9 protein-coding genes are annotated in these 12523 nt (G+C 48.9%); all 9 read left to right on the top strand.

All coding sequences use genetic code 11. The features are described from left to right. Positions 1–347 precede the first annotated feature (347 nt). The 9 genes from NLBNIHML_RS07495 to priA all read left to right on the top strand — a co-directional run bounded on the left by NLBNIHML_RS07495 (position 348) and on the right by priA (position 12440). Positions 348–3206, top strand: coding sequence for a cation-translocating P-type ATPase (locus NLBNIHML_RS07495; RefSeq protein ID WP_494354104.1), 2859 nt, complete (start codon positions 348–350; stop codon positions 3204–3206). Positions 3207–3388: 182 nt separating this feature from the next. After that, on the top strand, positions 3389–4222 hold the full coding sequence (gene dapF / locus NLBNIHML_RS07490; RefSeq protein WP_036614947.1) for a diaminopimelate epimerase: 834 nt from the start codon (positions 3389–3391) through the stop codon (positions 4220–4222). 212 nt (positions 4223–4434) lie between these two features. Continuing rightward, positions 4435–6324 (top strand): bifunctional homocysteine S-methyltransferase/methylenetetrahydrofolate reductase, encoded by a 1890-nt coding sequence (locus tag NLBNIHML_RS07485; protein ID WP_472477044.1) that lies wholly within the window; start codon positions 4435–4437, stop codon positions 6322–6324. Between the two features lie 19 nt (positions 6325–6343). Further along, positions 6344–7243, top strand: a complete 900-nt coding sequence (locus NLBNIHML_RS07480) for a YicC/YloC family endoribonuclease (RefSeq protein WP_076211386.1) — start codon at positions 6344–6346, stop codon at positions 7241–7243. Positions 7244–7294: 51 nt separating this feature from the next. Beyond that, on the top strand, positions 7295–7555 hold the full coding sequence (remA, locus tag NLBNIHML_RS07475) for an extracellular matrix/biofilm regulator RemA (RefSeq protein ID WP_006209218.1): 261 nt from the start codon (positions 7295–7297) through the stop codon (positions 7553–7555). A 13-nt stretch (positions 7556–7568) separates the two neighbouring features. Then, entirely contained in the window at positions 7569–8141 is a 573-nt protein-coding gene (gmk, locus tag NLBNIHML_RS07470) for a guanylate kinase (RefSeq protein WP_017687445.1), read from the top strand. A 158-nt stretch (positions 8142–8299) separates the two neighbouring features. Then, positions 8300–8512, top strand: coding sequence for a DNA-directed RNA polymerase subunit omega (gene rpoZ / locus NLBNIHML_RS07465; protein ID WP_036614619.1), 213 nt, complete (start codon positions 8300–8302; stop codon positions 8510–8512). A gap of 139 nt (positions 8513–8651) precedes the next feature. After that, on the top strand, positions 8652–9887 hold the full coding sequence (gene coaBC, locus NLBNIHML_RS07460; RefSeq protein ID WP_494354103.1) for a bifunctional phosphopantothenoylcysteine decarboxylase/phosphopantothenate--cysteine ligase CoaBC: 1236 nt from the start codon (positions 8652–8654) through the stop codon (positions 9885–9887). Between the two features lie 3 nt (positions 9888–9890). Beyond that, positions 9891–12440, top strand: a complete 2550-nt coding sequence (gene priA / locus NLBNIHML_RS07455) for a primosomal protein N' (protein WP_339235682.1) — start codon at positions 9891–9893, stop codon at positions 12438–12440. The last annotated feature ends 83 nt before the right edge of the window (positions 12441–12523 follow it).

The following is a 12523-nucleotide window of genomic DNA, read 5'->3' as shown; positions in this document are numbered from 1 at the left end:
TTCCTCTCTCTATCGAGCACCTGCATTTATCATGCGCAATGCTTCATCTATATAACTGAAACGTGCAACCAGATATGTAAAAAAACAAGGACCGGATGCAGATTCTTCGTTGCTTACCTGTTGAACACTGAACATGGTACTGCGCAGAACATCGCAGACCTTTATTTTAGCCTATTCTGTCCATCAGGGAAAGGATTCACCTTCCGGGTGCTAATCACAGACCTGTCCGAATACATATAGAGCAGGTAGTTTGTCCGGCATTGTGTACAGCCTGTCGACCAGCACGCCGGTGAAGCATGTGAGCTTATTTAGCAGATGAAATACAGACTGGGAGGGAAACATGAAGCATGGAACATATCAAGTGGCATCAACTTAGTGATGAAGAGCTTCGTAACACTCTTGGCGTCAGCCCGCAGGAAGGATTGACGGATGAAGCTGTAGCAGAGAAGAGGAAAGTGGTCGGTTCGAATGAGCTGAGCGAGGGGAAACGTATATCTCCGATTACATTGCTCTTGAATCAGTTCAAGGATTTTATGGTGCTGGTGTTGATGGGAGCAACGTTGGTATCCGGATTGCTGGGTGAGTATCTGGATGCGGTAACGATTGTGGCCATTATCGTACTGAATGCCATTCTGGGGTTTGTACAGGAATTCCGGGCTGAACGATCACTTCGTGCATTAAAACAGTTGTCTGCACCTCTCGCCAAAGTGCTTCGTTCAGGCCAGGAAGTACACCTTGCAGCCAAACAACTTGTCCCTGGGGATATCGTCATGGTAGAGAGTGGGGACCGCATTCCTGCTGATGTGCGCTGGCTGCAAACGAACAGCCTGGATGTGGAGGAGTCTGCTCTAACCGGGGAATCGGTTCCCGTAAGCAAACATTGCCTTCCGATTGCCGATGAGGACGTTCCGCTTGGTGATCAGAAGAATATTGGTTTTATGGGCACCATGGTCACTCGTGGTACGGCCAAAGGTGTGGTTATCCGTACAGGCATGGAGACGGAGATGGGCAAAATCGCCGATCTGATCCAGAATACGGAGGAGCAGGAAACACCCTTACAACACAGGTTGGAACAACTGGGCAAAATTCTGATTTTTGTCGCATTGGGATTAACCATTATGGTTGTCGTCGCAGGCATATTGCACGGACAACCAGCCGTTGGCATGTTCCTGGCAGGGGTCAGCCTTGCGGTGGCTGCCATACCGGAGGGTCTGCCGGCCATTGTAACCATTGCACTCGCACTAGGCGTGCAGCGTATGATCAAACGTAAAGCCATTGTACGCAAACTGCCTTCTGTCGAAACCCTTGGCTGCGCATCCGTAATCTGTTCGGACAAGACAGGCACGCTCACCCAGAACAAGATGACGGTAACGGATGTATGGCTGGAGGGACGCAGCATCAAGGTTACCGGGGATGGTTATGCACCTGAAGGGCAGATGCTGGAGAATGGCCGAACGGTGGAACTGAAGAGTGACCAGTCGCTACGCAGAATGCTTCAGATTAGTGCGCTATGCAACAATGCAAGTATTGTGGAGACCATTGCAAACGAGTCTGGAAGCAAGAAAAAGGGCAAGGATAACAAAAAAGACGGCAAGAAAAATACCAAAAAAGATGATTTCCAAGAAGAAATGGTTAAGCGAGAAAATGTATTCTGGGAGTTGAAGGGAGATCCGACGGAGGGGGCGCTCGTCACACTGTCCTCCAAAATGGGGCTTACTCCTGCTGGCCTCAAAGAGCTGTATGCCCGGGAGCAGGAGTTCCCGTTTGATTCGGAGCGCAAACGCATGTCGGTCCTGGTTCATCATCAGGGAGGCCGAATGATCTACACCAAAGGTGCACCGGATGTGTTGATCGGACACTGCAGTTATATTTTGTGGGAAGGTAAAGTCGTACCTTTCACTGGAACGCTGCGGCAGAAAGTGATGGCAGCCAACGAGAGCATGGCCGGAGCGGCACTACGTGTCCTCGGAATGGCCTATCGTGAAGTGCGGCCGGAAGAAAAAGTGGCCGACGAACACGCCGCCGAGAGTCAGCTTATATTCGTAGGGCTTACAGGCATGATTGATCCGCCACGTCGTGAAGTGCGCGATGCAATTGCAACATGCCGCAAGGCGGGGATACGAACTGTCATGATCACAGGTGATCATGGTACAACGGCAGAAGCCATTGCTCATCAACTCGGGATTCTTCCACGCGGCGGTGCTTCTCTAAGTGGTCAGCAGCTGGCAGGCATGACGGATGAGCAGCTGGATAAACAGGTAGAGGGTATCTATGTGTTCTCAAGAGTGTCTCCTGAACATAAGCTTCGCATCGTGAAATCTTTGCAGCGCAAAGGACATGTCGTTGCCATGACGGGGGATGGGGTGAACGACGCTCCGGCGATTAAAGCGGCTGACATCGGGATCGCGATGGGCATTACAGGAACGGATGTCACGAAGGAAGCTTCGGCGCTTATTCTGAGTGATGATAACTTCTCGACGATTGTGGCGGCCATAGAAGAAGGTCGTAATATTTATGAGAACATTCGTAAGTTTATCCGTTATTTGCTGGCATCGAACGTGGGTGAGATTCTAACCATGTTCTTTGCAATGATGATGGGCTTGCCACTGCCGCTTGTACCTATTCAGATTCTATGGGTTAACCTGGTGACGGATGGTTTGCCTGCAATGGCGCTCGGGGTAGATCAGCCGGAAAAAGATCTGATGGAACACAAACCCCGTGGTGCCAAAGAAAACATTTTTGCCCGCAGACTGGGTTGGAAAATTGTCAGCCGGGGTGTATTGATTGGACTATGTACACTCGGAGCGTTCTGGCTTACCCTTCAGGCTGCGCCGGATAACCCGGGTCAATTGATTAAAGCACAGTCTGTGGCTTTCGCTACACTCGTATTGGCGCAGCTCATTCATGTCTTTGATTGCCGCAGTTCGCGCTCCATCTTCCATCGAAATCCACTGCAAAACAAATATCTCGTTCTTGCCGTGATTTCATCGGTTGTACTGATGCTGGTTGTCATGTACGTTGAACCGCTGCAGCCGATCTTTAAAACCGTACCGCTAGGTTTGCGTGAATGGGCAATTTGTATCGTTGCTGCTGGCATTCCAACGTTCCTTATGGGCGCGGGCAGCGTGTGGGGTGGTCGTCGTAACCGCCGCCGTATGGGTGGTTCTGGACGCTTCGTACCGAAAAGTACAAAGTTTTCAGCATAAAATCAATACCTTTTCCTTACCCATTTCGTTATGCTATCCTCAAAATGATTCGAAGCGGCAGCTTTGGCATTTTGCAGGATAGCTTTTTTGTGTAAACGTTGAATATGAATTTCTATGGTAATCCTGTAGAAGAGCAAGAATATAGCTTTGGCAGCAGACTGCCAAAAGGAGTGGGCAAGATGATGGAATTTACGAAAATGCATGGACTTGGTAACGATTTTATCGTTGTATTTGGTGAAAAGGAGCTTCCGGCAGATGCTGCAGAATTGGCTGTGAAATGGTGCAACCGTTTCTTCGGCATCGGTGCGGACGGCCTGGTCTATATACTGCCTTCGGAAAAGGCGGACTTTCAGATGCGCATCATGAACTCGGACGGATCGGAAGCAGAACAGTGCGGTAATGCCATTCGCTGTGTATCCAAATATGTATACGATCATGGTCATGTTAACCAGGAGCAAATTACCATTGAAACGATTGGTGCAGGGGTACAGCCTGTGAGTCTCAACATTCGTGATGGTAAAGTGGAAACGGTTCGTGTGGATATGGGTGAGCCGATCCTGAACGGTCTTCAAGTGCCTACAACAGTGGATGCCAATCCGGTGGTTGATCACTACATTGAAGCGAACGGACATGCGTTCAAATTCACTGCCGTATCCATGGGTAACCCGCATGCCGTTATCTATGTTGATGATGCTGTTAATTTTGATCTCACGACGTGGGGCCCGCTTCTTGAAGTACATCCCATGTTCCCGAAAAAAATCAATGTGGAATTCGCAACAGTTCGTGACCGTGGATATGTGGACATGCGTGTATGGGAACGTGGAGCTGGCCCAACACTGGCTTGTGGAACCGGAGCTTGTGCAACACTGGTATCCTCTGTCCTGAATGGACATACAGATCGTACAGCAGTCATTAGCCTCAAGGGTGGGGATCTCCACATTGAGTGGAATGAAGCTGACAATCATGTGTACATGACTGGACCGGCTGAAGTTGTTTTCAAGGGAATCACTTCATAATAAGAAAACGGTGTAACCCAAGAGGCCTGCGGGCCTCTTTTTTTGTTAAAGGACAGTGCGTGTCTCCTGTACAGAGACATATTGGGTGTTATGTGGAAAGAAAGTCCATATGAGCTGGATATTCAACAAAAACCTGTGTTTTTCTTCGTTTTTTAGCGTTTTTTGTGTTACATTAGTATGAAAATGATCACAGCTAGGCGGGGGGAAAAGGGATGAAGGCGGATTTGCGCAAAGTTATGCAGGAACGAGTTCTCATTGGAGATGGGGCCATGGGAACCTATCTGTACCAAATGGGATTCCCGGTAGGGATTTCATATGAAGAGTTAAACTTGATTTCACCTGAAGTAGTGGCAGAAGTACATCGCCGTTATCGGGACGCAGGTACAGAGATATTTGAAACGAATACGTACTCTGCCAACTATGACAAGTTGTCCAAGTTCGGCTTGGAGTCCAAAGTGGAGGATGTGAACCGGACCGGCGTTCGTATTGCCAAAGAGGTGGCTGGAGCTAACGGTTATGTTCTTGGTGCAGTAGGCTCTATTCGCGGAGGCAAACGGACAAACGTCTCCACAAGTGAACTGAAACGCTTTTATCAACAACAGATCTTTGCACTGCTTGATGAAGGCGTGGATGGTATTCTGCTTGAGACCTTCTATGATATCGAGGAAATGGATATTGCCCTTTTGCAAGCGCGCAAGCTAAGTGATCTACCCGTGATTGGACAGTTCGCGGTAGAGGATGTAGGACACACACTGGACGGATACACAATGCCCGAAGCATTCCGGATCATGCGGGAGCAGGGTGCGGACGTGATTGGTTTTAACTGTCGCTCAGGTCCAAATGGAATTATGCGTGCCATGGAAACCGTCTCCGGACGTATTGGTATTCCAATGTCTGTTTATCCGAACGCGGGTGCAGCAGATTATGTGGATGGTCAGTTCCGTTATGGTGCGACTCCGGAGTACTTTGGTCAGACTGCAGTGCAATTTGCGGAACTCGGTGCCCGAATTATTGGCGGATGCTGTGGTACAACGCCCGATCATATTACAGCCATGAAAGAGGCGCTCGCAGATTACGTACCTTCGCCTATTTTGGAGCCTGATCCATCAGAATCCAAACCGCGTATTGTACTGCATGAGCATGTGGATGAGCGCTCCGGACGTGGAGGCCAGCCTACGATTGTTGATCTGGTCAAGCAGCGTCACACGGTCATTGTTGAACTTGATCCGCCGCGTGATTTGGACATTGCCAAGTTCATGAAAGGTGCCGAGACCCTAAAAGCAGCAGGAGCAGACGCTCTGACACTGGCCGATAATTCATTAGCGGTTACACGAATGAGCAACATGGCGCTGGGTCACCTCGTTCAGGATCGCACGGGTCTCCGTCCATTGGTGCATATTGCCTGCCGTGACCGGAATCTGATTGGAACGCAGTCCCACATGATGGGGTTTGATGCTCTGGGCATTAATCACGTACTGGCTGTGACAGGTGATCCTGCAAGATTTGGCGATCTGCCGGGTTCAAGCTCGGTATACGATCTGACCTCTTTTGAAATCATACGCATGATTAAACAGTTGAACGACGGGGTGGCCTTCTCGGGTAAACCGCTGAAGCAGAAAGCTGGCTTTGTTATCGGAGCCGCATTTAATCCCAATGTGAAATATTTGGATAAAGCTGTACAACGTCTGGAGAAGAAAATTGCCTCTGGTGCAGATTACATCATGACTCAGCCTGTCTATGATCCGGAGTTGATTGTGGCAATGCACGAAGCGACCAAACACCTGGATGTGCCTATTTTTGTAGGTGTAATGCCACTGGCAAGTGGACGGAATGCAGAATATCTGCACAACGAAGTTCCCGGAATTCAGCTTTCGGATGAAGTGCGTTCCCGTATGGCAGGTCTGGAAGGCGAAGAGGGCCGTGCGACGGGGGTAAAAATTGCCAAGGAACTGCTGGACGTAGCAACAGCACATTTCAAAGGCATCTATCTTATGACACCGTTTATGTTCTACGGCATGACGGCCGAACTGACTCAATACGTATGGGAGAAGTCGGAGCATCAATGTCCTACTTGTTTCAACCCTAATAATCAATTACAATAGTAAAACGGATGTGATGCCGATGTCATTCAGTATGACCGGATACGGTCAATCCGCCTTTCATTTTGGCGGCTATAAGGTACAATTAGAGATCAAATCTGTTAATCATCGTTATTGCGAAGTGATGATGCGTCTGCCAAGAGAGTGGACGTATTATGAAGACGGTTTGAGGAAAATCGTACAGAGTCGTTTGAAACGTGGGCGGATTGATGTTTATGTAATGAAAGAAAAAGAGGAAGACCAGGCTCTTCCCGCTGTTCTGAATGAACAGACGGTCAGGGCCTATCTGCAGGCTGCAGAGCAACTGGAGACCCAATATGGAATGCAGGGCAAACCAAGTATTGTGGATATGCTTGGGCTGCCGGACGTTATGGTTCATTCGGATGGGACAAGTTCCATTCCCGAAGAGCAGAAGGACGAATGGGAGCGAGTTTTGCAGGAAGGATTGAAAGAGGCACTGTCCAGCCTTGAACAGATGCGCGCTCGCGAGGGTCTTCATCTGGCCAGTGATCTGGAACGGCGTATTACCCGTCTGGAGTCACTGCATACCGAGATGCTTGATCTTGCACCGACTGTGGTAAGTGATTATCGCAACAAGCTAAGACAGAGGCTTACGGAAATGCAGGAAGAAGGCTCTTTCCCTTTTGATGAGCATAAATTGGGTATGGAAATTGCAATGTTTGCCGATCGTTCTAACATAGAAGAGGAGCTTACGCGTCTACAGAGTCACTTTGGACAGAGCAGGGAACTGCTGAAAAGTGATGAGCCCGTAGGTCGTAAGTTGGACTTTCTAATTCAAGAGATGAATCGGGAAGTCAATACGATTGGATCAAAAGCCAACCATTTGGCTCTGGTGAATCGTGTTGTCGAAATGAAGGCAGAACTGGAGAAGATTCGTGAGCAAGCTGCGAATATCGAATGAACAGCCAAATTTCGGCAAAAGAGTCGCATGTATAGGGGGAAGAACCTGATTATGGCAATCAAACTCATTAACATTGGATTCGGTAACATCGTATCGGCGAACCGGATTATATCCATCGTGAGTCCGGAATCGGCGCCGATCAAGAGAATTATACAAGAGGCAAGAGATCGTCACATGCTGATTGATGCAACGTACGGAAGACGTACTCGTGCCGTAATTATTACGGATAGCGATCATGTCATTTTGTCTGCAGTTCAGCCTGAGACGGTCGCCCATCGTCTTTCTTCGAAAGATGATGATAACGACGAATAAAATGGAGTGTAATATGTCTAAAGGATTACTGGTAGTGTTGTCCGGCCCATCTGGGGTCGGGAAGGGTACGGTATGCAGCGCTTTGCGCAAACGGGTGCCGGAATTGATCTATTCCGTATCGGCGACAACCCGTCAGCCTCGTCTGGGTGAAGAACATGGTGTGAACTATTTCTTCAGAAGTCATGAAGAGTTCCAGAACATGATTGCTGAAGATCAATTGTTGGAACATGCGGAGTATGTCGGTAATTATTACGGAACACCGCGTGATTTTGTAGAGAAAACGATTAACGAAGGCCGTGACATCATTCTGGAGATTGAGGTTCAAGGCGCGTTAAAAGTGAAAGAGAAATTCCCGGAAGGCATCTTTGTTTTCCTGCTTCCTCCTTCATTGGACGAGCTGAAAGATCGCATTCAGGGCCGTGGTACCGAGAGCCAAGCGACCATTGATCACCGGATGTCCGTGGCGGTCGATGAGATCAGTCTGCTGGAGCAGTATGATTACGCTGTTGTTAATGATGAAATTGATTTGGCGTGCAAGAGAATAGAAAGCATCATAATCGCCGAACATTGTAAGATCAATAAATAATCCCTTTTGCCGCTGCAGAATGCGATATAAGTGGGGCAGTTGTCATATCATGTACTGAAGCACTCCCTTCGGGGAATGCCTGGATGAGAAGACATGCCACATCCGTTCTGTTAGGCGGCAACTTGCGATTATACTAATGCGAAGAGGTGTTTGTTAATATGCTGTATCCTTCTATTGATGAAATGATGAACAAAGTCGACAGCAAGTATTCCCTTGTTGTTGCTGCTTCCCGCCGGGCTAGACAGCTACGTGAAGGTGAAAAAACGGATTTAAGAGGTGCGAGATCCCATAAACAAGTTGGCGTTGCACTGGAAGAAATCTATGGAGACCTGCTCGTTGTCATCAAAGGACAGGACGAAGAAGAAGAGTAAGCCGCCTGCGGCTGCTCTTCAACTGCATACGGCGAAAGCCGGATTAATTGACAACCGCGAGGTTGTTATTTTTTTACGAATAAGTATATTTCAATGAACTCATTGTTTAGACGTCGTATAAATATCGGGGGAAATAAACATGTTGAACGGTAAAAAAATCGTGCTTGGTGTAACAGGCGGCATTGCCGCTTACAAAGCAGCAACATTATGCAGCAGACTGGTGCAAAAGGGAGCGGATGTTCATGTCATTATGACAGCTTCCGCTACACAGTTTATTACCGAATTAACGCTGCAAACGTTAACCCGAAACACCGTATATACCGATACATTTGATGAGCGTGAGCCAGCAGTCGTATCTCATATTCATCTGGCTGATCTGGCTGATCTGGTTCTGGTTGCCCCGGCTACAGCGAATGTGATTGCCAAGATGGCACATGGGATGGCAGATGATATGCTCTCAACGACTCTTCTTGCCACGACAGCGCCTGTCATGATTGCTCCAGCGATGAATGTACATATGTATGATCATCCAGCGGTAAAGCATAATATGAACCTGCTTGTTGAACGGGGTGCCATGATGATTGAGCCGGGCGAAGGCCTGCTTGCGTGTGGTTATGTAGGCAAGGGCCGTCTGGAAGAACCGGAGAGCATTGTGAATGTGGTGGAACGTTTCTTTGAACAGCGCGAGTTCGCAGACCGCACAAGGAAAGAACAAGCTTCACTATTACAAGGCAAGAAGGTAGTTGTTACGGCTGGAGGTACAATTGAGCGAATTGACCCCGTACGATACATTACGAATGATTCGTCTGGCAAAATGGGATTTGCCATCGCTGCAGCTGCGCGTGATCTGGGGGCCAACGTGAAATTGGTCATGGGCAATACACAAGCCAAGCCGCCAGAGAACGTAGAGTTGATCCCTGTGCAGTCAGCACAGGATATGTATGAAGCCGTAACACGCGAGTGGGACGATGCTGATATCGTGGTTAAGGCGGCGGCTGTTGCCGATTATCGCCCTAAGGAAGTTTACACCGAGAAGATCAAGAAGAAAGGCGACACGTTGTCGCTCGAACTTGTTAAAAATATAGATATTCTTGAAACGCTGGGCAAACAGAAAACCCATCAGTTTTTGATTGGTTTTGCTGCGGAGACTCAGTCCGTTGAGATGTATGCACGTGAGAAATTGGAACGGAAAAACTGTGATCTGATCGTAGCCAATGACGTAACCCACACGGGTGCAGGATTTGGAACAGACACCAACGCGGTACATATCTATGACCGGGAAGGTTTGGTGGAGGAGCTACCAGTGATGGCCAAGGACGATGTGGCTCATCGGTTGCTCCGGATTGCGGCGGAGCGCATTGCCGGGAGGAATTAGGATATGGAGATTGCCAAGGTCATTGTCGATGTTCCCGTGAAGGATACAGACCGGCCGTTTGATTACCTGGTACCTGAATCGATGAGGGAATGGATCGAGATTGGCAGCCGGGTGGGTGTACCTTTTGGACATCGGACGGTGCAGGGATTCGTGATTGATCTTGTGCCGCGTACCGGAGAGGAAACATTCAAGCTCAAGCAGATTCAGGAGTTACTGGACATTGTCCCCCCATTGTCAAAGGATTTGGTGGAGTTGGCTGAATGGATGAGTGGGCGTTATGCCAGTAACCGGATTCTGTCTTTGCAGGTCATGGTACCGACCGCATTGAAAGGAAAAGCAGAGCGATACATCTCGCTGGGAGATGCACTTGATGGACAGATGGCGGGTGCACAACCGGATGATGAGGTGTTATTTGTTTGGGGAGAAGAGTCTACGAACGAGAAAGTGCAGCAGGATATCATCCGTTTTGTCAAAAGTCGGGGTCAGGTACCGCTGCAACAATTGAGTCGAAAATATCCCAATCATGCTGCGCTAATTAAGAAACTATTACTTGGTGGTGTGCTGCTGGAGAGTCAGGCGATCAAGGATAAGCTGAATAAAAAAACGATGAAATCCGTTGATCTGGCTGTAGATATTGCTGCTGCTCAGGAAGCACTTGCTTCATTCCCGGCGAAAGCACAGCGGCAGAAGGAGATTCTGGCTTTTTTGCTGGAAATGAAAGAGCTGCTGCCCATGCCGATGAAAGAAGTGTTATCCACCCTGCAGGTATCGGCGGCGACGATGAAGGGACTTGAGGAAAAGGGATTAATCGTCACCGAGGACGTAGAGGTCTTTCGTGACCCTTATCAGGGCAGGAAGTTCCAAGCAACGGAGCCGCTGGTTCTGACCGATGAGCAAAAGCATGTCTACAACAATATCAATGGCCGATTGCAGGAACAACGCCACGGGGTATTTTTGCTACATGGTGTCACAGGCAGCGGCAAGACGGAAGTCTACCTTCAAACCATTCAACAATGCATCGAGCAGGATCGGCAGGCCATCGTACTGGTACCCGAGATTGCATTGACACCACAAATGGTGGAACGTTTTAAAGGGCGATTCGGCGACCAGGTTGCGGTCATGCACAGTCGTCTGTCCGGCGGTGAACGTTATGATGAATGGCGCAAAATTCGTGAGGGCCAGGTGAAGGTTGCGATTGGGGCGCGTTCAGCCGTATTTGCTCCATTCAGTCGGCTTGGGTTGATCATTATGGATGAGGAGCACGAGACTTCCTACAAACAGGAGGAAACGCCGAAATATCATGCCCGGGATGTGGCGGTTAAAAGAGCACAGCAGCATCAGGCCGTGGTTGTTCTGGGTTCAGCGACACCTTCGCTGGAAAGTTACTATGCGGCACGCTCGCAGAGTAACGATGATTTTGCACCACTCTTGCTGGAGATGCCAACACGTGCACTGGGTAACAAGCTGCCCGAGGTGCGAATTGTTGACATGCGCGAGGAGTTGAAGGATGGTAACCGCTCCATGTTCAGCAGGGCTTTGCACAAAGGGCTGGAGGAGCGCTTGGAGCGTGGTGAACAGACGGTGCTTCTGCTGAATCGCCGGGGATATTCGACCTTTGTCATGTGCCGCAGTTGTGGATATGTAGCAGGTTGTCCCGAATGCGATATTTCACTGACGTACCATCAGCGCTCCAATAATCTCCGTTGTCATTACTGTGGGTATGCGGAAGCCGCTCCGGAAGTGTGCCCGGATTGTGGAAGTGAGCATATTCGATACTTTGGTACAGGTACACAACGGGTCGAGGAAGAGCTTGCGAAGCTCTTTCCGGGTATTCGGGTCATACGGATGGATGTGGATACAACAACGGAAAAAGGGGCTCACGAGAAGCTACTGAAACAGTTTCGTGAGAAAAAGGCTGACGTATTGCTTGGCACCCAGATGGTTGCGAAGGGGCTCGATTTCCCTGATGTGACTCTGGTTGGCGTGATAACAGCGGATTCAGCATTGAATTTGCCTGATTTTCGTGCTGCCGAAAAAACGTTTCAGTTATTAACACAGGTAGCTGGCCGAGCTGGTCGGCACCAATTGCCTGGTGAGGTGTTTGTTCAGTCCTATACGCCGGAGCACTACTCTATTGGCCATGCGAGTAAGCATGACTATGTATCGTTTGTACGTGAGGAACTGCTGCATCGTCGTAATTTGCAATATCCGCCATACTGTCGCCTGATTCTGGTGACCTTTTCGCATGAGCAACTTCCGGTGTTGATTCGTCTTGCCGAGAACTACACGCGGATACTGAAAGAGAAGGCAAATGCGGCCGGATGGCTCGGCAGTCTGGATCGATTCAGTAATGAGGCCTTTGATGTATTAGGGCCGGTAGCGTCCCCGATTCCCCGGATCAAGAATAGATACAGATTCCAATGTATGATAAAATGGCGGGGGGATGTAGACGCCATAGGACTCGCTCTGGCAACAGCCCGACGCATGGACGATGATGTTCAGGCGCAAAAATTGCTTATTAGTCTGGATGTAGACCCGCAAATGTTAATGTAAGCATTTTGCAGCAATGCGGATGTAAACAAGCGGTATAAACATAGATTAAAATGAATACCCCAAAAATACAGAATATCGTCCTG

It is taken from the genome of Paenibacillus sp. JNU01 (genome assembly GCF_059130585.1).
The sequence above is the reverse complement of the archived record's forward strand: the minus strand, read 5'-3'. Positions and strand labels throughout refer to the sequence as shown.

Coding starts and splice junctions, on each gene's coding strand:
- NLBNIHML_RS07495 (WP_494354104.1), top strand. CDS start 348: ATGGAACATATCAAGTGGCATCAACTTAGTGATGAAGAGCTTCGTAAC.
- dapF (WP_036614947.1), top strand. CDS start 3,389: ATGGAATTTACGAAAATGCATGGACTTGGTAACGATTTTATCGTTGTA.
- NLBNIHML_RS07485 (WP_472477044.1), top strand. CDS start 4,435: ATGAAGGCGGATTTGCGCAAAGTTATGCAGGAACGAGTTCTCATTGGA.
- NLBNIHML_RS07480 (WP_076211386.1), top strand. CDS start 6,344: ATGTCATTCAGTATGACCGGATACGGTCAATCCGCCTTTCATTTTGGC.
- remA (WP_006209218.1), top strand. CDS start 7,295: ATGGCAATCAAACTCATTAACATTGGATTCGGTAACATCGTATCGGCG.
- gmk (WP_017687445.1), top strand. CDS start 7,569: ATGTCTAAAGGATTACTGGTAGTGTTGTCCGGCCCATCTGGGGTCGGG.
- rpoZ (WP_036614619.1), top strand. CDS start 8,300: ATGCTGTATCCTTCTATTGATGAAATGATGAACAAAGTCGACAGCAAG.
- coaBC (WP_494354103.1), top strand. CDS start 8,652: ATGTTGAACGGTAAAAAAATCGTGCTTGGTGTAACAGGCGGCATTGCC.
- priA (WP_339235682.1), top strand. CDS start 9,891: ATGGAGATTGCCAAGGTCATTGTCGATGTTCCCGTGAAGGATACAGAC.